At 32.5% G+C, this 19,683-nt stretch carries 24 protein-coding genes; 20 read left to right on the top strand and 4 right to left on the bottom strand.

All coding sequences use genetic code 11. The features are described from left to right. Positions 1-87 precede the first annotated feature (87 nt). From serS to CVD18_RS10265, 11 genes are all read left to right on the top strand, one after another. Positions 88-1,359, top strand: coding sequence for a serine--tRNA ligase (gene serS, locus CVD18_RS10315; RefSeq protein ID WP_103865366.1), 1,272 nt, complete (start codon positions 88-90; stop codon positions 1,357-1,359). Positions 1,360-1,497: 138 nt separating this feature from the next. Continuing rightward, positions 1,498-3,285, top strand: a complete 1,788-nt coding sequence (locus tag CVD18_RS10310; RefSeq protein ID WP_103865365.1) for a tetratricopeptide repeat protein — start codon at positions 1,498-1,500, stop codon at positions 3,283-3,285. 86 nt (positions 3,286-3,371) lie between these two features. Further along, on the top strand, positions 3,372-3,680 hold the full coding sequence (locus tag CVD18_RS10305) for a DUF4286 family protein (RefSeq protein WP_103865364.1): 309 nt from the start codon (positions 3,372-3,374) through the stop codon (positions 3,678-3,680). A 3-nt stretch (positions 3,681-3,683) separates the two neighbouring features. Beyond that, positions 3,684-4,547 carry a 16S rRNA (adenine(1518)-N(6)/adenine(1519)-N(6))-dimethyltransferase RsmA gene (gene rsmA / locus CVD18_RS10300; protein ID WP_103865363.1) on the top strand — a complete coding sequence of 288 codons (864 nt, stop codon included), beginning with the start codon at positions 3,684-3,686 and terminating at the stop codon, positions 4,545-4,547. A gap of 87 nt (positions 4,548-4,634) precedes the next feature. After that, a complete protein-coding gene (gene mgtE / locus CVD18_RS10295) occupies positions 4,635-5,990 on the top strand; it encodes a magnesium transporter (protein WP_103865362.1) in 1,356 nt (451 codons plus the stop codon). 537 nt (positions 5,991-6,527) lie between these two features. Continuing rightward, positions 6,528-7,469 carry a 2-hydroxyacid dehydrogenase gene (locus CVD18_RS10290; RefSeq protein ID WP_103865361.1) on the top strand — a complete coding sequence of 314 codons (942 nt, stop codon included), beginning with the start codon at positions 6,528-6,530 and terminating at the stop codon, positions 7,467-7,469. After that, positions 7,463-8,083 carry a hypothetical protein gene (locus tag CVD18_RS10285; RefSeq protein WP_103865360.1) on the top strand — a complete coding sequence of 207 codons (621 nt, stop codon included), beginning with the start codon at positions 7,463-7,465 and terminating at the stop codon, positions 8,081-8,083. The genes CVD18_RS10290 and CVD18_RS10285 overlap by 7 nt, the downstream gene beginning before the upstream one ends. 119 nt (positions 8,084-8,202) lie before the next feature. Then, complete coding sequence (locus CVD18_RS10280) at positions 8,203-8,619, top strand: response regulator transcription factor (RefSeq protein WP_103865359.1); 417 nt, start codon at positions 8,203-8,205, stop codon at positions 8,617-8,619. A gap of 102 nt (positions 8,620-8,721) precedes the next feature. Further along, a complete protein-coding gene (locus tag CVD18_RS10275; RefSeq protein ID WP_103865358.1) occupies positions 8,722-9,243 on the top strand; it encodes a DUF4199 domain-containing protein in 522 nt (173 codons plus the stop codon). A gap of 16 nt (positions 9,244-9,259) precedes the next feature. Further along, positions 9,260-9,718: a DUF1801 domain-containing protein gene (locus tag CVD18_RS10270; protein WP_103865357.1), complete on the top strand. Its 459-nt coding sequence runs from the start codon at positions 9,260-9,262 to the stop codon at positions 9,716-9,718. A 42-nt stretch (positions 9,719-9,760) separates the two neighbouring features. Further along, a complete protein-coding gene (locus CVD18_RS10265) occupies positions 9,761-10,147 on the top strand; it encodes a VOC family protein (protein WP_103865356.1) in 387 nt (128 codons plus the stop codon). 48 nt (positions 10,148-10,195) lie between these two features. Here CVD18_RS10265 and CVD18_RS10260 read toward each other — a convergent pair whose 3' ends face one another. Beyond that, positions 10,196-10,540, bottom strand: coding sequence for a DUF805 domain-containing protein (locus tag CVD18_RS10260; protein ID WP_103865355.1), 345 nt, complete (start codon positions 10,538-10,540; stop codon positions 10,196-10,198). A gap of 180 nt (positions 10,541-10,720) precedes the next feature. On the opposite strand from CVD18_RS10260, the gene CVD18_RS10255 reads away from it, so the two are divergent. The 5 genes from CVD18_RS10255 (at position 10,721) to CVD18_RS10235 (ending at position 12,988) form a co-directional block, all read left to right on the top strand. Further along, the gene (locus CVD18_RS10255) at positions 10,721-11,092 is read left to right on the top strand and encodes a TM2 domain-containing protein (protein WP_103865354.1); all 372 of its coding nucleotides are present in this window, start codon (positions 10,721-10,723) and stop codon (positions 11,090-11,092) included. Between the two features lie 90 nt (positions 11,093-11,182). After that, positions 11,183-11,506: a helix-turn-helix transcriptional regulator gene (locus CVD18_RS10250; RefSeq protein WP_103865372.1), complete on the top strand. Its 324-nt coding sequence runs from the start codon at positions 11,183-11,185 to the stop codon at positions 11,504-11,506. Between the two features lie 21 nt (positions 11,507-11,527). Next, positions 11,528-12,013 (top strand): DUF6428 family protein, encoded by a 486-nt coding sequence (locus tag CVD18_RS10245; protein WP_103865353.1) that lies wholly within the window; start codon positions 11,528-11,530, stop codon positions 12,011-12,013. Beyond that, a complete protein-coding gene (locus CVD18_RS10240) occupies positions 12,013-12,507 on the top strand; it encodes a GNAT family N-acetyltransferase (protein WP_103865352.1) in 495 nt (164 codons plus the stop codon). The genes CVD18_RS10245 and CVD18_RS10240 overlap by 1 nt, the downstream gene beginning before the upstream one ends. Positions 12,508-12,559: 52 nt before the next feature. Beyond that, entirely contained in the window at positions 12,560-12,988 is a 429-nt protein-coding gene (locus CVD18_RS10235; RefSeq protein WP_103865351.1) for an arsenate reductase ArsC, read from the top strand. A 74-nt stretch (positions 12,989-13,062) separates the two neighbouring features. Here the strand turns inward: CVD18_RS10235 and CVD18_RS10230 are convergent, their stop codons facing one another. From CVD18_RS10230 to CVD18_RS10220, 3 genes are read right to left on the bottom strand one after another with little or no spacing between them, the layout of a single operon-like run. Continuing rightward, positions 13,063-14,871 carry a lysophospholipid acyltransferase family protein gene (locus CVD18_RS10230; RefSeq protein ID WP_103865350.1) on the bottom strand — a complete coding sequence of 603 codons (1,809 nt, stop codon included), beginning with the start codon at positions 14,869-14,871 and terminating at the stop codon, positions 13,063-13,065. A gap of 45 nt (positions 14,872-14,916) precedes the next feature. After that, the gene (locus tag CVD18_RS10225; protein WP_103865349.1) at positions 14,917-16,182 is read right to left on the bottom strand and encodes an aspartate kinase; all 1,266 of its coding nucleotides are present in this window, start codon (positions 16,180-16,182) and stop codon (positions 14,917-14,919) included. A 3-nt stretch (positions 16,183-16,185) separates the two neighbouring features. Continuing rightward, complete coding sequence (locus tag CVD18_RS10220; protein WP_103865348.1) at positions 16,186-16,668, bottom strand: GNAT family N-acetyltransferase; 483 nt, start codon at positions 16,666-16,668, stop codon at positions 16,186-16,188. Positions 16,669-16,849: 181 nt separating this feature from the next. Here CVD18_RS10220 and fbp point away from each other — a divergent pair, with 181 nt between their 5' ends. From fbp to CVD18_RS10200, 4 genes are all read left to right on the top strand, one after another. Continuing rightward, a complete protein-coding gene (gene fbp / locus CVD18_RS10215) occupies positions 16,850-17,848 on the top strand; it encodes a class 1 fructose-bisphosphatase (RefSeq protein ID WP_103865347.1) in 999 nt (332 codons plus the stop codon). A 151-nt stretch (positions 17,849-17,999) separates the two neighbouring features. Beyond that, positions 18,000-18,353: a fructose 1,6-bisphosphatase gene (locus tag CVD18_RS10210; RefSeq protein WP_103865346.1), complete on the top strand. Its 354-nt coding sequence runs from the start codon at positions 18,000-18,002 to the stop codon at positions 18,351-18,353. An 18-nt stretch (positions 18,354-18,371) separates the two neighbouring features. Then, positions 18,372-19,196, top strand: a complete 825-nt coding sequence (locus CVD18_RS10205; protein ID WP_103865345.1) for a cell envelope biogenesis protein OmpA — start codon at positions 18,372-18,374, stop codon at positions 19,194-19,196. Next, positions 19,183-19,677, top strand: coding sequence for a Rab family GTPase (locus tag CVD18_RS10200; RefSeq protein WP_103865344.1), 495 nt, complete (start codon positions 19,183-19,185; stop codon positions 19,675-19,677). The genes CVD18_RS10205 and CVD18_RS10200 overlap by 14 nt, the downstream gene beginning before the upstream one ends. Positions 19,678-19,683: the final 6 nt, after the last annotated feature.

The raw sequence follows: 19,683 nt of genomic DNA, 5'->3' as shown, positions 1-19,683 counted from the left end.
CTATACATCACACTTTTATTTAAATTTGCCTTTACAGCACGACAAAAGACAACAAAAAAATAGTGCACATCATATAAAAAACACACCATGTTATTAGTACAGAATATTTTAGCAAATAAAGAAGTTTACATCAAAGCTTTGGCAAAACGAAATTTTGATGCAGCTCCTGTTTTAGAAGAAGTTATTGACCTTGACAAAAATCGACGTGACACTCAAGCTAAATTGGATAATACATTGGCTGATTCCAATAAGTATTCTAAAGAAATTGGAGTCTTATTTAAGAATGGTGAGCAGCAAAAAGCAAATTTACTAAAGGAGAAAACAGCACAACTAAAAGACACTTCTAAGCAATTATCTGCTGAACTTACAGAGATACAAGAAAAATTAATACAATTATTATATACTATTCCGAATATCCCTCATGACTCTGTACCAAATGGACAGAGTGATGAAGATAATGAAGAAGTGTATCGTGAAGGAGATATCCCAAAACTAGAAGAAGGAGCACTACCTCATTGGGAATTAGCCAAAAAATACGATATTATTGATTTTGAGCTAGGGGTAAAAATTACTGGAGCAGGCTTTCCTGTTTTCAAAGGAAAAGGCGCTCGATTACAAAGAGCTCTGATCAGTTATTTTTTAGATAAAAACACTGAGGCAGGGTACAAAGAATATCAAGTACCTCACCTCGTAAATGAAGCTTCAGGATATGGAACAGGGCAATTACCAGACAAAGAAGGACAAATGTATCATGTAACAGGAGATGATTTATATCTTATTCCCACTGCAGAAGTACCTGTAACCAATATGTTTCGAGATGAACTTCTAACGGCAAATAATCTACCTATCTGCTGTACTGGGTACACTCCATGTTTTAGACGAGAAGCAGGTTCTTATGGAGCACATGTGCGTGGTTTAAATCGTCTACATCAATTTGACAAAGTAGAAATTGTACGGATAGAGAAGCCAGAAAATTCATATTCAGCTTTAGACGGTATGGTAGATCATATAAAAGATATCCTCAAAGAGCTTAAATTACCTTACCGTATTCTAAGGCTTTGCGGAGGAGATATCGGATTCACATCTGCCTTAACGTATGATTTTGAGGTATTCTCAACCGCACAAGATCGTTGGCTTGAAATTAGCTCTGTATCTAATTTTGAATCATACCAGGCAAATAGACTAAAGCTTCGTTTCAAAGATGAAAATGGCAAAAATCAATTAGCTCACACTCTTAACGGAAGCTCACTTGCATTACCTCGAGTACTTGCAGGTATTCTAGAAAATTACCAAACACCAAAAGGCATTAAAATCCCTGATGTATTAGTCCCATACTGTGGATTTGAATACATCGATTAATCATAATTTAAAAGGAAAAATGCTGGTTTATAGTTTTTAAAAAAATATTTTTTTAAACTTCTTTACAAAGAAACTAAAGCTTGACGTTTTAGTTTCTTTGTAACTTAAAAGTTATATTTACATAAAACTTGCTAAAAAATGCGTTTTACCTTTTTCTATATTGCTTTGCTATCTTCTTTTTTGACCTTTGCTCAATCAGAGTTATTGGCCAAAAATTATATACAACAAGGTCAATATGAGAAAGCTCTTTCTGTATACAAAAAATTATATTCAAAAAAACCAAGTAGAACCAGTTACCTTCTAGGACTGGCAGAAGTATATCAGCAATTAGAACGATTCGAAGAAGCTGAGAAAATCTTAAAAAAAAAAGTAGAAGAGACCCCTCATAACGCGCAAATTTTTGTTGAGCTAGGGCACCACTATGACCTTCAAGGAAAAAAAGAGGAAGCACGTACATATTATAATAAAGCGATAGAAACATATAGTAAATACAAGAAAAACCACGCATACTCTCTAGCACAGAATTTTGAAAAATATAGTTTATTAGATGAAGCCGCTTTGATCTATGAAAAAGGGATGATACACAATCCTCTTGCCAATTTTAATGTGCAATTAGCTAAAATATATGGAGAACAAGGTAAGCTTGAAAAAATGTTTGATAGCTATTTGGATCTCTTAAAACAACAACCCAATTATAAAAACATCGTACGGAGAAATTTTGGTGATTATATAACAGAAGATTCCAGCAATGAAGCCAATTTAATTTTCAGAAAACTACTCATCAAAAAATTACAGCAAAACCCAGACATTCTCTATAATGAGATGCTAAGCTGGCTTTTTGTACAACAAAAGGAATTTAAAAAAGCATTCATACAAGAAAAGGCTATTTATCGAAGAAAAGAGGAAGGTCCAGAAGGCATTATTGGTCTTGCCAGAATTGCTATATCAGAAAAAGATATCAAATCTGCTACAGAAATATTAAACTATATTCTGCAAACTCCTGCCTCAAAAGACATGAAACTTACTGCTCATAAAATAATTTTAAAAGCAAAAGTAGACAATGCTACCAAAAAAGAACACAAGACCATTGTTGAACAATACAATACTGTATTTGAAGAATACGGAAAATCCAGAGAAACAATAGGCTTACAAGTCGATTATGCACATTTTATGGCGTTTGATCAAGACAAAAAACAAGAAGCTATTCAATTTTTAAAAGAAATACTAGAAAGAGAACGCCTTTCAAGATTTCAATCTTCTCGTATAAAAATGAAAATTGCTGATATTCTTGTACTAGATCAAAAATTCAATCAAGCTTTAATTTATTATACTCAAGTACAAAACGCTTTAAAAAACAACTTTCTTGCTCAAGATGCTAGATTTAAAGTTGCCAAAACAAGTTATTACAAAGGTGACTTTGCTTGGGCGCAAACACAATTAGATGTATTAAAATCTTCTACTTCTCAATTGATAGCCAATGATGCTATGGAACTAAGCCTTATCATTAGTGATAACTCTCAAGAGGATTCTACTCAAACAGCCTTAAAGATTTTTGCAAAAGCGGATCTATTAGCCTTTCAAAACAAAAATAAAGAGGCAATCTCAAAGTACGAAATCATCTTAACACAACATAAAGGCGAAAAAATTGAAGATGAAGCTTTTTTACAGCAGGCAAAGCTATTTGAAGAAGAAAAGCAATATGAAAAAGCAAAAATTAACTACCTGAAAATAATAGAATTTTATCGTGATGATATTTTGGTTGACGATGCTTACTATTGGCTCGCTGAACTATATGTAAATCAATTAGGTGAACCTGAAAAAGCTAAGGAGTTATATGAAAAAATCATTTTTAATCATGCAGATAGCATTTTCTTTGTAGAAGCCAGAAAAAAGTATAGAGCGCTTAGAGGGGATACAATAAATTAGAATTTCATTTTTTTAAAATGATTATACTCAGGTTTATGCTTCTTTGTAAATTTGCACATTCATAACTCAAACACAATACGTATATAATGCACATATATAATGTTACTATAAATATAGACGAAACTATTCATGATGAATGGTTGCATTGGATGAAGAAAGAACATATTCCTGATATGTTATCTACAGGAAAATTCACTAAAGCATTAATGAGTAAAGTTTTGGTAGATGAAGAAATGGGAGGCCTTACCTACTCTATACAATATACAACAAAAAGCAAAGAAATCTTACAAAAATATTATGATGAAGATGCCAATCGTCTCAGAGCTACCTCTGAACGTTTTGCAGGCAAGTTTGTAGCATTTAGAACAGAACTAGAAATTGTAAGCGAATATTAATAAATGGCAAAGTCCAAGAAAAATAGAAAACAAGGCACTGCTTACTCGCGTTCTTCTGAAAAAACTGCGGTAAAAGCAAAAAAGTATTTAGGGCAACATTTCTTAAAAGATGAAGAGGTTGCAAAAAAAATTGGAGATACTCTTACGCTTCAAGGATATAAAAATGTGATTGAGATTGGCCCAGGAATGGGAGTACTCACCAAATACTTACTCCAAAAAGAGTTGCATGTACTTGCTATGGATTTAGATAGTGAATCTATTGAATACCTCAACACCAATTTCCAACTTGAACACAACAATACCTTAAAAAGAAATAACACATTCGAGGTAATAGAAGCAGATTTTCTGAGATTTGATCTCAATAAAATATTTTCTGACGAGCAATATGCAATAACTGGTAATTTTCCATACAACATTTCTTCTCAAATCGTTTTTAAAACACTTGAAAACAGATCTAGAATCCCTGAATTCACAGGAATGTTTCAGAAAGAAGTTGCGCAACGTATATGTGCAAAAGAAGGGAGCAAGACATACGGTATTCTTTCTGTATTTACACAAGCATTCTATGATGCTGAATACCTTTTTACTGTTCCTCCAGATGTTTTTAATCCTCCTCCAAAAGTAGATAGTGGTGTATTGCGTTTAATAAGAAAAAAGGAATACACGCTTTCTTGCGATGAAAAATTGTTTTTACGAGTTATAAAAACTGCTTTCGGACAACGTCGTAAAACTTTAAGAAATAGCCTTAAATCTTTTCAGCTACCAGAAGAAATCAGAACGTTAGAACTATTTGCTTTACGCCCAGAACAATTAACCGTAGATCAATTTATAGAATTAACTCAACTTATTGAGAAATTACCATCTTAAGGGTTTTAGTACAACCATAAAGCTCAATTAAATTCTTTGGCTATCTTTGTGAGCATTTGAACAAGGGATCACTAAATCAATCAGTATATGCAGTTTCAGATTTCTACTGAATTTATAGAAAAGGTAAAACATCTTATCCAAAATACTGGTGACACCCAACTGCGTAACATGCTCAGTGAATTACACTTTGCGGATGTTGCAGAAATCATTAGTGAACTCAACCTTACACAAGCCACTTATCTTATTAAATTACTAGATAGTGAGAAAACTTCTGAAGCTCTTATGGAGCTGGAAGAAGATTTTCGTGAACGTATTCTTGAAAATCTTTCTGTAAAAGAAATTGCAGAAGAGTTAGAAGGGATGGACTCTGATGATGCTGCTGATGTTGTTGCAGAACTACCTGATGATCGTGCAGAAAAAGTAATCGCAGAAATAGGTGACGAAAAACGCGCAGAGGACATCAAAGAGTTACTTGCTTATGATGAGGATACAGCAGGTGGTTTAATGGCCAAAGAACTAGTAAAAGTAAAAGAAACATGGACTGTTGCGGGCTGTGTTCGTGAAATGCGACGTCAAGCAGAAAGTGTTACCCGAGTACATTCTATTTATGTTATAGATAAAGAAGGAAAATTAAAAGGTAGGTTATCCCTAAAAGATCTACTTACAGCGCCCGCAAAAACACATATCAGCGAAGTATACATTCCTAAAGTAGATTATGTAGATGTTGACACAGAAGGTGAAGAAGTAGCTCGCATTATGCAAAAATATGATCTCGAAGCGATCCCTGTAATAGATAGAGAAGGTGTTCTTGTAGGACGCGTAACAATTGATGATATTGTCGATTTTATTAAAGATGAGGCAGAAAAAGATTATCAATTAGCCGCTGGTATATCACAAGATGTAGAAGCGGATGATAATGTTTGGGAATTAACCAGAGCAAGATTGCCTTGGTTAATTTTGGGATTATTTGGTGGATTAGGAAGTGTATTTATTATGCAAGGTTTTGAAAATGTAATGGCTAATCCAAAAATCAGAGATCTCTTTTTTTATACGCCATTAATTGCTGCAATGGCAGGCAATGTTGGTGTTCAATCTTCTGCTATTATTGTTCAAGGGCTTGCAAATAATGCGGTAAAGGGAAGCCTATTAAGTCGATTACTAAAAGAAGTAAGCCTTAGTCTTATCAATGGTATTGCACTTGCTTTACTGATTATTATTTTTGGTTTTATTATGCAATATGAAATTTCTTTTAGCATAACCATTGCCATAGCACTTATGAGTGTCATTATAGTAGCAGCTCTAATTGGCACATTTGTTCCGATTATCTTAGACAAAAAAGGAATTGATCCTGCAATTGCCACAGGACCTTTTATTACTACAAGTAATGATATTTTTGGAATCTTCTTATTCTTCTATATAGCAAAACTTATTTTAGGATTTTAATAAAGAAAAATATACTTCGACTGGATCGAACATGATCAAAAAAATAATAAAACAGCAGAGTTTTACAGTCTTCTAACCAGTCCAACCCATAGAATTAGTTCTTGAGTTATCAGGAACCTTCTTAGCAAGTATGATCCTGTGGACAAACTATGTATTTATGACAGTACGCAGGGCCTACAACAGTTCCTTTACAGTCACACCCGCATAAAGATAGATCTACCCCTGCCTGCCCCCTTTATCTGGCTTTGCATTTTCTGGATAAAACATTAACTCCTTCGATATTACCCATAAAAAGAGAATCAGAATAGATCGTTTTAAGAACACCTTTTACATATCAAAAAATAATAAAGCCCATATAATATGACTTTTTGAAAAAAGGCATTTACCACACTAAAAAACACAAACGCCTATTAGAAATTCAATCTGTTTGATGTTCCTCTTTATAATAGAATAAACACATTCTTATACCACCTTTCTAGTAATAGCCATAGCAAATACAATTATTAATCCTTAATTTTGAATATCAATATAAAACCTATGAAAATACTCCATCTGGACACAAATCACTCTCTACTTATCAATCAACTTAAGGAAGCAGGATTTCAAAACGATGAAAATTACACAGCTTCCAAAAAAGATATTGAAACGATTATTCATACTTATGATGGTATCATTATTAGAAGTAGATTTGCAATTGACAAAGTTTTTCTTGACAAAGCCAAAAAACTAAAATTTATTGGCCGAGTAGGTGCTGGATTGGAAAATATTGATATTGATTATGCCACAAAACTAGGTATTAAGTTATACAATGCTCCAGAAGGCAACCGCAATGCTGTTGGAGAACACGCCCTAGGAATGATCTTATCTTTATTCAACAAATTAAACAATGGAGATCAAAGTGTACGAAAAGGACAATGGCTTAGAGAGGAACATCGCGGTGTTGAACTAGATGGCAAAACCCTTGGTATCATAGGATATGGAAATATGGGCAGAGCTTTTGCTAGAAAATTACGTGGTTTTAATGTAGAAATTATCTGCTACGATATTCGAGAAGATGTAGAAAACAGTGATGCCACCCAAGTAAGCATTCAAGAACTCTATGAAAAAACAGATATTCTAAGCTTACACACTCCTGAAACTCCTAAAACAATTGGTATGATTAACACAAGTTTTATAAACAAGTTTAAAAAACCATTTTGGCTCATTAATACTGCTCGTGGAAAAAGTGTGATTACCTCTGATCTTGTTAAGGCGATAAATACGGGCAAAATTCTAGGTGCTGGTCTCGATGTTCTGGAGTATGAAAAATCATCTTTTGAAAACCTATTCTCCTCTGATAAAGAGATTCCCACAGAATTCAATGAGCTTCTAAAAATGAGTAATGTAATTCTAAGCCCACATGTAGCTGGCTGGACAGTCGAATCCAAAGAAAAGTTAGCACAAACTATTGTAGATAAAATTAAAACAGAATTTTGTTAAAAGATATTTTCATTTCCTTAGCCACTAAGTATTCAAATAATACTGAATACATAACCTCTCTATGGAATGAAATTGAAAAGAAGCACTCCAAATCCAACAGACATTACCACAATCTCTCTCACCTTTACCATCTTTACAGCAATCTAAATCAAGTAAAAAATGATATCGAAGATTGGGATATTATACTGTTTGCTTTATTTTATCATGATTTCATTTATAATGTACACAAACACAATAATGAAGAGAAAAGTGCCAAAAAAGCTTTAAAAACACTACAAGAATTATCAACAAACAAACAAAGAGCAACTCTATGTTCAGATATTATATTGGCTACAAAGGGGCATAATATCTCTGCAAAAAAAGATATTAATTATTTTACCGATGCAGATTTATCAATATTAGGCAGCGATTGGAGAAGCTATCAAACATACTTTGAAAACATTAGAAAAGAATATAAATATTATCCAGATTTCATGTATAACAAAGGACGCATCAAAATTCTACATCATTTTATTAGTATGCCCAAAATATTTAAAACAGATTATTTCTACACCAGATTTGAATCCCAAGCCAAAGAAAACATTACCAACGAAATCAATTTACTCACTAAGTGAGATTTTAACCCTCTGAAACTAGCTTCGAAATTAAAGGTTCGCTCCAAACGAATACTTCGTAGATTTATCTCAAGGCAGTTTGTTTTCAAAACAAATCACAATTTTGCTAACTTTATAGAGTGAAGAAAACTATTTTTATTTTCACCTCTCTTATTATTGCATTACTAGCTATTTTTCAAATAAATAAGTATCATCTTATCAGTCAAGACGTATCTATGCAATTTGTAATTGCTACGATTGCTGTTGTGTTCTTTATCATAGGAAGTGTAATCAGTAAAAAAACCTCACACTCTATAACAGTAAGTTCACAAGAAATAAATCAAGCTAAAATAGATGAATTAGGCATCAGTAATCGAGAGCATGAAGTACTGTGTAAAGTTGCCGAAGGGTTATCTAATAAAGAAATAGCTCATCAACTTTATGTTTCAGAGAGTACTATAAAAACACACGTTTCTAATCTATTGGTAAAATTAAATGCTAAGCGTCGTACACAAGCAGTACAAATTGCTAAAAAACTCAAAATTATACCATTATAAGCCTCTCCTTACTAGAATTAGTATGAAATTCATACTTTAGTATGAGTACAATCCAGCTTTCTAAATTTATTTTTGGGTTTAACTTTATAAAATACACCTAAAATGAAAAACACAATAATACGCTATGGATCGCAAAGCGCATTAACAATATGCACACTCTCAATTGTAGGATGGTATTTAGGAAAAAACCTAAACTACTCTATCCAAGAGGTAATTGGGTATGCAGGTCTAATTGTTGCCTTACTGTTTATTTTTTTTGGAATAAAACATTTTCGTGATAAAGAAAACAATGGTATCGTTTCTTTTAAGAAAGGATTTCTTATTGGAGTATTAATTGCTTTAATTGCTGCCTTGGTATTTGGCCTATTAGATATGATTTATATCAAGTATATTAATCCAGATTTTATAACAGAATACTATACACATTATGAAGAACAGATGCAAAATACTCTTCCAGAAGCGGAACTACAAATCAAACTAGCAGAATTAGAGACTCAAAAAAAATTGTTTTCAAATAGATTTATGAGTTTTTTATTAATGTTTACCACTGTCTTTCTTATTGGATTTATAATTTCATTAATTTCAGCATTAATACTACAACGTAAACCAATGAGAAATAATTAAAAAATACCCTGTAAATATGCAATACAAGGCAAAAACACCAGATGAGTACATAGATGCTATTCCTGAAGAGAGAAAAGGCCCCATGAACACTCTTAGAAAAGTAATCAAAGACAATCTACCAAAAGGATTTTCTGAAGAGATCAGTTATGGTATGATAGGATATGTAGTGCCACATAGTATGTATCCAGATGGATATCATTGTGATCCAAAATTACCACTACCTTTTATGAATATAGCTTCTCAAAAGAATTTTATTGCGATATATCATAGTGGTATCTATGCAGACCCAAGTTTAATGAAATGGTTTGTTACAGAATACCCCAAGTATGTAACGACAAAATTAGATATGGGTAAAAGCTGTATTCGATTTAAAAAAATAGATACAATCCCTATGAAACTAATTGGAGAATTAGCCTCCAAAATGACACCCAAAGCATGGATAGATCTTTATGAGTCTCAAATTAAAAAGAAATAATCATTTATAAAAAAGACCATTAACACTATAAAAAAACAAACTATGAAGCGAGTAACTGGAATTGGTGGAATATTTTTTAAAACCACAGATCCAAAAAAAACAAAACAATGGTACAAAAATCACCTAGGGTTTAATACAGATGATTACGGGTGTACATTTTGGTGGAAAGATCAAGAAGGTAACGATTGCTCAACCCAATGGAGCCCTTTTAAAGAGGATACTGATTATTTTACTCCTAGCAAGAAAGAGTTTATGATGAATTTTAGAGTAGAAAATTTAATTAAACTTCTTGAGACGTTAAAAAAAGAAGGAGTGACTGTAATTGATAAGGTAGAAGAATATGAGTATGGTAAATTTGGATGGATCTTGGATCCCGAAGGAAATAAAATTGAACTCTGGGAGCCTGTCGACAAAGTTTTTTTACCATAAAAAAAGGTTGGAACAACCAACCTTTTCTGTATTATAATTTAGAACAAATTACTCTTCAGAGCCACCTGCCTTTGGATCAGAACCATATTGATTGTCTCCCTTTGTTCCTTCTGTAACCGCAAGAACAATATTATAGATAGGAATAAGAGCATACCACCACTCCTTATCTACATCATGCATTCTACGTACTGCAACAGCAATACTAGGTACAAGTGTTGCTAAAGCATAGATACTACCAAGCGTAGCTAAAAGGCCTATTTCTAGAACCGCTGCAAGAATCATTAATCCATACATAATGATAATATTGAAGAGAAAAAACATCCAATATTCTTTACGCCTGGCTCTTCCAGAAAATCCAGCATAGTTTTTTAAAGCTTTTAAATACCAATTCATATAGATTTATTTAATTAGTTATAACCAAATATAACAATAAATATGATTTATAAAAAAATAAGACATCGTACTATCAATCAGCCATAAAAGATATATCTCAATAAATATTATTCCCCCCTCTCGGATTTTTAATTAATAATTTTGTAATTTTCTCAAAAATATAATAAACTATAGTGTACCATGAGTGAAGAAAACAACAACTTAGGAGATGATATCAAAAAAGGAGCAGAAGAGGCAGCAGAAGCTGCCAAAGATTTTGCTAATGAAGCAAAAGAAACTGCTAATGATATGGTTGATGAGGCAAAAGAGATTGTCAATTCTACCGAAAACAAAAAGATGCTAGCTGGTATACTTGCTATTGTAGTAGGTTGCTTTGGAGTTCATAAATTTATGCTCGGATACACCAAAGAAGGAATAATTCAAATCGTTATAACCTTTGTTACTTGTGGTATCGGTTCTTTTATTGGATTAATAGAAGGAATTATTTATCTAACCAAATCAGACGAAGAGTTTTACCAAACATATCAAGTAGGTAGAAAGCCTTGGTTCTAATAATATCATAAAGCCAGAATGCAAAAAAATGCTTTTGGCTTTTTTATATTATTTTATTATCGTAATATTGCAATATTAAAATACGAAAAAATGGGTATTACCAAAACACAAATATTTGATGAACATCAAAACGAGCTTGCACAATTTTGCAAAATACTAGGTCATCCAGCACGAATTGCCATACTACAATACATAAGCAAACAAAATACTTGTATTTGTAATGATCTAGTAGAGGAGATTGGACTGGCTCAAGCAACCATATCACAACACCTCAAAGAACTTAAGAGTATTGGATTACTCAAAGGTGAGATCGAAGGTAAAAGTATATGCTATTGTATTGATATTGATCGATGGAATGCTATACAAAAAGATCTAAACTCATTTTTTAATACCACCAAAAAGAATTGTTGTTAAACCTATTTAATTATTATAACTATGAATACATCAGATTTTATATCATTATTAGCTGAGCATCAAGACAAGCAACTACTGTTTGAATACACCACAGGAATGCTGGTAGGAACTAACTATCACATTACAGAAGTAAAACATATTACCGTAGAGGCTGTAGACTGCGGTGCTCGTACTGATTCATGGAAAGAAACTATAATCCAACTTTGGGAAAGTCCAGAAGAACTAGGCAAACCCGATTACATGAATACAAATAAAGCACTGGGAATACTAAGAAAAGTTGGAACCATGAAAACATATGAAATGGGGGCTGTTGTAAAAATAGAATATGGTAATGCAATGTTTCATACTGCACATTTACACATCACTGATTTTGAAATCAAAGAAAATCAATTGGTACTTAAACTAGCTGTAAATCTAACAGATTGTAAAGCAAAAGAAGCTTGTGGAGTTCCTGAAACAAATACTGTGCAAGCCGAAACTTGTGCACCTAGTAGTGGTTGTTGCTAATGAATACCTCTATCAAAATAAAAAAAATCACAAAGGAGGATTGGCCACCAATCTCTGCCATTTATCAGGAAGGAATCGATACAGGTATTGCCACTTTTGAAACTAAAGTTCCTACATGGAAAAATTGGGATATTTCTCATATAAAATCATGTAGAATCAAGGCAACTATTGATAATTGTATTGCTGGGTGGGTTGCACTATCTCCTGCTTCAAAAAGAAAAGTGTATCAAGGTGTAACAGAAATTAGCATTTACATAACATCAAAATATAGAGGTTTAGGCATAGGTAAATTACTTTTGTCTAAAGTAATAGAAAAAAGTGAAAATGCAGGGATCTGGACTTTACAAGCTGGAATATTCAGTCAAAATAAAGCTAGCATCTCACTACACACCTCTTTAGGATTTCGAATAGTAGGGTATCGGAAAAAAATTGCACAACTAAATGGTATCTGGCATGATAATACTATTTTAGAACGAAGAAGTAACATTATATAATACAACCACAACGATCATGTTTTTTAACACAAAACCACTAAAAAAATAACTTATGAATATTTTAGTCTTATGCACAGGTAATTCCTGTAGAAGTCAAATAGCAGAAGGGTATCTAAAACATTTTGCAAAAGAAAAAGCAACTATTTATAGTGCTGGCGTTGAAACTCATGGTGTAAACCCTAAAGCAATCACTATAATGGCAGATGATGCTATTGATATTTCTGACCACACATCAAATCACCTCGATGAATATTTGGATATTTCTTTTGATTATATCCTTACCGTATGTGATAACGCCAAAGAAAGATGCCCTATCTTCCCAGGTAAAGCAGAACGATTACATTTTAATTTCTTTGATCCCTCAAAAGTTAAAGGAACAGAAGAAGAAATTCATGCCGCATTTACTAAAACAAGAAATCAAATTAAAGATTATTGCCAAGACTTTGTAGAGAAACACATATCCAAAGTGACATCAATATAATATCTGGATTTCACTAATACCAAACCCTGCAAAAAGACAACTTGTAGGGTTTATTTTTTGAGATAGTATCCTCTTTACTTATCACCATTTTTAAAATACTTCTGCTCTAATTCAGCCTGAAACTCTTCCATAACTGGTTTTACAGTACTATCAGGTAAATCAGCAATACGAATATACATTAACCCATCTACAGCATTATTAAACAATGGATCGACATTAAACGCAACTACTTTAGCGTTTTGCTTAATGTATTTTTTAATCAATACAGGAATACGAAGACTTCCTGGTTCTACCTCATCAATAATTTTATCAAACTTATTAAGATCACTCTTACTCTCATCAAAAACAAAATCTTTGTCTGCATCTTTCAGTTTTACCTTAAACTCTTTTTTGGGTCTCACATACTGTGCTACATAAGGGTCATAATAATGAGATTTCATGAATTCAATCATCAGAGATTTAGAGAAATTACTAAATTTATTACTTATACTTACCCCTCCTATCAAATATTTATGCTCAGGAAAACGAAGTGTACAATGCACAATTCCTTTCCACAGTAAAAACAATGGCATAGGTCGTTGCTGATATTCTTTTATAATAAAGGCTCTACCCATTTCAATAGATTCGCTCATCATTTTATACAACTCTGGCTCAAATCTAAACAAGTCTTGAAGATAAAATCCATCAATACCACGATTAGCATAAATCTCTGACCCCATCCCCATACGATAGGCTCCTACCATTTTTTTTACTCCATTATCCCACAAAAACATATGATCGTAATACTCATCAAATGGATCAAGATCCAATGAATTATTAGTTCCTTCTCCGATTTCTCTAAATGTAATCTCTCGTAATCTACCAATCTCATGAACTATATTCGGAATGTGCTTTTTCTTTGCCAGAAAAACTTCGTAATTCTTACTTACCAATAATCGTTTATCATTTTCTCTACAATATTGTAGTTCTGACTCAACCGTATCAATATTTCCTTCTACTGCTATTTCTTTAGGTGATTTTGGTAATTTAAGGTTTTGAGGTATTGACTCTCGTAGTGTTTTCTTCTCAAAAGGATTAGCCAACATATACGTCTTTTTTCGTAAGAAATTTGTAAAATCCTCAAGATTGGTATATCCTTCCTGATCTTTTACTGAAACAGGATTACCAATTCGTATTTTGATAATTTTATTTTCTTGCGAAAAAAGTTCACTAGGTAATTTGGCAGTCCTAAGTAAATCACTTATTGATGCCAAACGATAAAACAACCCACTATTACGTGCATGAAAATATATAGGTATCACAGGAACTTTTGCTTTCTGAACCAACCTCATTGCACTTGGCTCCCATGGTCTGTCTACATAGTTTTTTCCTTCTTTAAAAGTAGACACTTCTCCTGCTGGAAAAATACCTAATGGTCGTCCTTCTCGGAGATGTAAAATAGCCTCTTTAATTCCTTTATGGCTTGATTTTACCTGTTTCCTATCCTCAAAGGGATTTACAGGCATAATATAAGGTTTTAATGGAGCAAAGCTATTTAATAAAAAATTAGCGACAACCTTAAAATCAGAACGGTGTTCTACCATTAATTTAAGCAACATCCCCCCATCAAGACCTCCTAATGGGTGATTTGACAATGTAATAAACGGTCCTTCTTTTGGTAATCGTTTTAAATCTTCTTCAGGGATTTCAAATTTAACCCCATATAAATCAAGGGTTTTATTCATATACTCTAATCCTTCTAAATGGCTGAGTTTATCATATTGTCTATTTATTTTTGATATTCGGGTAATCTTTAGAATCACCCAACCAATAAAGGTGCCTATAAAACCAAGTTTATCTAATTTGAGCCCTGTGGCTACTTCTCTTGCTGTGACTATGGGCATTAAATACAATTTGCGCTAACTGCAAATATAGCAAAATCCTTGAATTCACACTCGATAATCACTAGTAACCATTTGATAGGTCTCTCTGGTTATTTGCTTTAACAAAATATTTTTATTTTTTTCTATACTTGCAATTGCTTCATTTGTAAAATGCCTGATCGTAAACAATGAAACATTTGTATTATACGTAACTTTAAACTTAGCTTTAAGCGTATTCAAAAGTATTTCAAAATGATTAAACTTATCACTCAAACATACAGAAAAACTGATTGCCGAATTTTGAATTAAATTCACTTTTATGTGGTACTGATGAAAAAGATTAAAAATCTCGCTAATATTTTTTTCGACTATAAATGAGAAATCTAAGGAAGAAAGTGACAATAAAATCTGATTTTTCTTTACAATATAACAAGGAAGATGAGGTTCTAAAGGCTGCCCCTTTTTTACAGTAGTTCCTGAGTTCGATGGATCAATAAACGATTTAACATACAATGGAATCTCCTTACGTTGTAATGGCTGTATAGTTTTAGGGTGAATTACAGACGCCCCATAAAAAGCAAGTTCAATAGCTTCTTCATAAGAAATATGAGATAATAACTCTGTTGTATCAAAAACTCTAGGGTCTGCATTGAGAACCCCAGGGACATCTTTCCAGATACTTACACTATCAGCATTTAAACAATATGCAAAAATTCCTGCAGTATAATCACTTCCTTCTCTACCCAAAGTAGTCGTAAAATTATTATCATCAGAACCTATAAACCCCTGAGTAACACTAAGCCCATTTTTATTAACTTTATCAGAAATAAGGTTTTGAGTTCCCTCCCAATTTACTTCTGCATCCCTATAAACTGTATTTGTTTTTATAAAATTACGTGCATCTAACCACTTATTTTTATATCCTGTATGATTCAAATACTCACTAATTATAGTAGTAGAAATTAATTCTCCATAACAAACTATTTGATCATAAATATAATCATACTGAGTAGATTTATTTCTTTTTAAAGTCATTCTCATATCAGCAAATAACCCTTCTGTCTTTTTAAAAACGGCATGTTGTTTATCTTCAAAAAGAGTTGCCAGAATATTTTGGTGATATTTCTCTATTACAGAAATTTCTTTTTCAAGTTCAAGGGTATTATTGCTACAATACAGTTCTACCAACTGCTCTAAAGCATTTGTTGTTTTACCCATTGCAGAAACAACAATAACGAGATTAGAGAATCCCTTTTTCCTCAATACTTTGAGTACATTTTTTACTCCATTAGCATCTTTTACGGATGCTCCCCCAAATTTAAAAACTCTCATTTGTTATGTGTGTTTTTTGATAAAAGTATGTAACTGTGTTTGTCCCATTTGCACCACTCTCCAATCTTCTAAAATTTCTGCACCGCTTTTTTTATAAAAATCAACAGCATGTGTATTCCAATCCAAGACAACCCACTCTACTCTCTTTACTCCTTTTTCTTGTGCATAGCACATCACTTCTTTATAAAGAGCCATTCCTATCCCCGATCCTCTCATATCCTTTTTTACGATAAGATCTTCAAGGTGAATTGTTCTCCCTTTCCATGTAGAAAATCGATAATATACCAATGCAATACCTACGATTTCTTCTGACACCTCTGCCACAATACAATGAAATAATGCCTTCTCTCCAAAGCCTTCATCAATTAAATCTTCTACAGTTACCTCAACCGCATCAGGTTCGTTTTCAAAATCTGCCAATTCCTTAATAAGTCCCAACACCTGTGGCATATCTTGTTTTTGGGCCTCTCTAATCACATAATTCATAAAAAAAAATTTATCAAAACTATAAAATATGTATTAGAATCTGAGTAATTTTATGTTGTTATACAATTACCCCCTACTCATTTTTATAATTATTACAGAAATTTCTCTATAAATTAAATTTCCGAAAACGTTATAGTTACTTAAAAAATAATACTTTTGCAACAAACAAATTTCACCGTAAATGACAAGAAGAAATCAGACCTTAGGAGAGTTTATCATTGAAAACCAAAAGGATTTTCCGTACGCAAGCGGAGAACTTTCTCGTTTAATCAATTCGATTCGATTAGCAGCAAAAATGGTAAATCATGAGGTGAATAAAGCGGGACTTGTTGACATTACTGGAGCGGCAGGTGAAACTAATATTCAAGGAGAGGATCAGCAAAAACTAGATATTCTTGCCAATGAAACTTTTATAAATACTCTTACCAATAGAGAAATTGTATGTGGTATTGCTTCTGAAGAAAATGATGAATTCATTACTATAAAAGGACAAAAAAATGACCATCGCAATAATTATGTTGTCCTTATGGACCCTCTAGACGGTAGCTCTAATATAGATGTAAATGTATCTGTAGGAACAATTTTCTCTATCTATAGAAGAATAACTCCTATGGGAACCCCTGTTACACTAGAAGATTTTTTACAACCAGGTAACTTACAGGTGGCTGCTGGTTATATTATTTATGGTACTTCTACTATGTTGGTATACACTACTGGCCATGGTGTTAATGGTTTTACACTAAACCCTGCATTGGGAACCTATTATTTATCACACCCTAATATGAAATTCCCAAAAGATGGTACTATCTATTCTGTAAACGAGGGAAACTACATACATTTTCCACAAGGGATTAAAGATTACATAAAATATTGTCAAGAAGAAAAAGAAGATCGCCCATATACTTCAAGATATATTGGTTCTCTGGTAAGTGATATTCATCGCAATATGATCAAAGGAGGCGTTTATATGTATCCTAGCACATCAAAATCTCCTAAAGGTAAACTTCGTTTATTATATGAGTGTAATCCAATGGCTTTTATTACAGAACAAGCAGGAGGTAAAGCTAGTGATGGATATACAAGAATAATGGATCTCAAACCTACTCAATTACATGAACGCACCCCTTTTATTTGTGGTAGTAAAAACATGGTTGAAAAGGTTGAATCTTTTATGGAATAAATCTAAATAGTCAAATACACAACATAATCTTTCTATTTCTACCCGATTTTAATTCTACAAGTTAACATTATTACCATAATAACCACTTATTTAACGTTTTTATGTTAATTTTACAGGAGTTCAAAATTATGAATCTAATAAACTGATCAAAATGGCTAAAGAAAGTAAAGCTATTGAAGAAAAAATTTCTGATGATCCTTCTTCAAAAATAGAAGCAATAAAGAACCTAATATTTGGAGAAAATATTGCTGCTTACAATTCAGAATTTGAAAAAGTAAAAAAAGAAATTACTTCAAAAAAGAAGGACCTTGAAGACTTGATTGATGATACTCGTAAAGAGTTATTTCAAGCAATTGATAATTTGAGCACTGACCTTAATATTAGGATCACAGAATTAGAAGATAATTTGGAAGATAAAACAGATATGCTGGACAACAAGAAAGTTGACAAAAAAATATTAGGAGACCTTCTTATCAATCTGGGAGAAAAAATCAATCAAAAATAATCCAATCTATCCAAGGGTATGGAAGAGCAGGATAAACTCAAAATTCTTAAAGAACTTCTTTTTACAGAAGAACATGAATATGCTGACTCCATTGCTCAAAAGGTTGAGCAACTAACCAAAATTGTAAATCAGAAAAAAGAACTCTCTCATAAGGTTGATCCAATTATTGATGATAGACTAGAGCAATTTGTAGAAGAAATCCCTAAAACATTAGGACCAACTATTACTCAAGCCCTAAAAGAGGAAATAAAAAACTCACAAGATGCCGTAGTAGAAGCGTTGTTTCCTATCATTGGTAAAATGATAAAAAAATATATCGCTCATGAAATGAAATTATTGAGTGAAAATATCAGTAAAAAAACCAAAAAGGCATTTTCTTTCAGAAACTGGTTTCGCAGAACCAAAGCAAGAGCACAAGGAATTAGCGAAGGGGATCTCGCAATAAACGATTATGCCAAACCTAGATTAATTCAGTTATTTGTAATAGAAAAAAATTCTGGAATATTACTTGCTGACTATAGCCCATTATCAGAGAACACCATAGACAAAGAGATGATTGCTGGAATGCTTACTGCTATAAAAAGCTTTGTTGAAGATGCTTTTCAAGGTGGAAATCAAAATCTAGAACTCATAGAATACGAATTATATACCATACACATACAAAACTTTTATTCATATTATGTTGCTGCTGTAATTTCAGGAGCTTATAATATGATGTTTAAAGAAGTTTTGGAAGATCAAATTATCGACTTTGCTAAAAACCATATTTCGAGCAAAGACTTAGAAGACAGTAGCCTTTTTACTAAAAAATTAAAAAAACATTTTGCAGATGAAATTGTCTAAAAAAGTAGTGCTTTTAGGACACTTCGGTGTTGGAAAAACGTCCCTTTTCAGGCGTTTTATGGACAACGAATTTTCTGAAGAATACAAAGTGACTCTAGGAGTCCAAATAAAAAAGAAAGTTATAACGCTACCCGATGGCAGAGAACTATCAATGATTATTTGGGACGCAGAAGGACATTCTGATAGTGTTGAAGACACCAGAAAATCCTATCTCTTAGGCTCACATGCCTTTATTTATGTATTTGACCTTACAAGAGAAGAAACATATATAACCCTTACTAAAGACCTAAAGTATCTAAAAGAAAATTACAATAAAATACCCGCCAAAGTAATAGGTAATAAATTAGACCTAGTTAATGAAAAAGAAATTAACGCCCTTTTGACGGAAAAAAACATACCCTTTGATTGTCTAACTAGCGCCAAAACAAATAAAAATATTGAACATTTCTTTTCTGATTTGGCAAACGAAATAAGCAAATAAAAGAGT

Origin of the sequence: Aquimarina sp. I32.4, from assembly GCF_002924285.1 — a bacterium.
Taxonomy (GTDB): Bacteria; Bacteroidota; Bacteroidia; order Flavobacteriales; family Flavobacteriaceae; genus Aquimarina.
This window is presented reverse-complemented; position numbering and strand designations above follow the sequence as displayed.

Coding starts and splice junctions, on each gene's coding strand:
- CVD18_RS10270 (WP_103865357.1), top strand. CDS start 9,260: ATGCAATACAAGGCAAAAACACCAGATGAGTACATAGATGCTATTCCT.
- CVD18_RS10200 (WP_103865344.1), top strand. CDS start 19,183: ATGAAATTGTCTAAAAAAGTAGTGCTTTTAGGACACTTCGGTGTTGGA.
- mgtE (WP_103865362.1), top strand. CDS start 4,635: ATGCAGTTTCAGATTTCTACTGAATTTATAGAAAAGGTAAAACATCTT.
- serS (WP_103865366.1), top strand. CDS start 88: ATGTTATTAGTACAGAATATTTTAGCAAATAAAGAAGTTTACATCAAA.
- CVD18_RS10220 (WP_103865348.1), bottom strand. CDS start 16,668: ATGAATTATGTGATTAGAGAGGCCCAAAAACAAGATATGCCACAGGTG.
- CVD18_RS10260 (WP_103865355.1), bottom strand. CDS start 10,540: ATGAATTGGTATTTAAAAGCTTTAAAAAACTATGCTGGATTTTCTGGA.
- CVD18_RS10290 (WP_103865361.1), top strand. CDS start 6,528: ATGAAAATACTCCATCTGGACACAAATCACTCTCTACTTATCAATCAA.
- CVD18_RS10305 (WP_103865364.1), top strand. CDS start 3,372: ATGCACATATATAATGTTACTATAAATATAGACGAAACTATTCATGAT.
- CVD18_RS10210 (WP_103865346.1), top strand. CDS start 18,000: ATGGCTAAAGAAAGTAAAGCTATTGAAGAAAAAATTTCTGATGATCCT.
- CVD18_RS10310 (WP_103865365.1), top strand. CDS start 1,498: ATGCGTTTTACCTTTTTCTATATTGCTTTGCTATCTTCTTTTTTGACC.
- CVD18_RS10265 (WP_103865356.1), top strand. CDS start 9,761: ATGAAGCGAGTAACTGGAATTGGTGGAATATTTTTTAAAACCACAGAT.
- CVD18_RS10275 (WP_103865358.1), top strand. CDS start 8,722: ATGAAAAACACAATAATACGCTATGGATCGCAAAGCGCATTAACAATA.
- fbp (WP_103865347.1), top strand. CDS start 16,850: ATGACAAGAAGAAATCAGACCTTAGGAGAGTTTATCATTGAAAACCAA.
- rsmA (WP_103865363.1), top strand. CDS start 3,684: ATGGCAAAGTCCAAGAAAAATAGAAAACAAGGCACTGCTTACTCGCGT.
- CVD18_RS10255 (WP_103865354.1), top strand. CDS start 10,721: ATGAGTGAAGAAAACAACAACTTAGGAGATGATATCAAAAAAGGAGCA.
- CVD18_RS10225 (WP_103865349.1), bottom strand. CDS start 16,182: ATGAGAGTTTTTAAATTTGGGGGAGCATCCGTAAAAGATGCTAATGGA.
- CVD18_RS10245 (WP_103865353.1), top strand. CDS start 11,528: ATGAATACATCAGATTTTATATCATTATTAGCTGAGCATCAAGACAAG.
- CVD18_RS10240 (WP_103865352.1), top strand. CDS start 12,013: ATGAATACCTCTATCAAAATAAAAAAAATCACAAAGGAGGATTGGCCA.
- CVD18_RS10230 (WP_103865350.1), bottom strand. CDS start 14,871: ATGCCCATAGTCACAGCAAGAGAAGTAGCCACAGGGCTCAAATTAGAT.
- CVD18_RS10205 (WP_103865345.1), top strand. CDS start 18,372: ATGGAAGAGCAGGATAAACTCAAAATTCTTAAAGAACTTCTTTTTACA.
- CVD18_RS10235 (WP_103865351.1), top strand. CDS start 12,560: ATGAATATTTTAGTCTTATGCACAGGTAATTCCTGTAGAAGTCAAATA.
- CVD18_RS10250 (WP_103865372.1), top strand. CDS start 11,183: ATGGGTATTACCAAAACACAAATATTTGATGAACATCAAAACGAGCTT.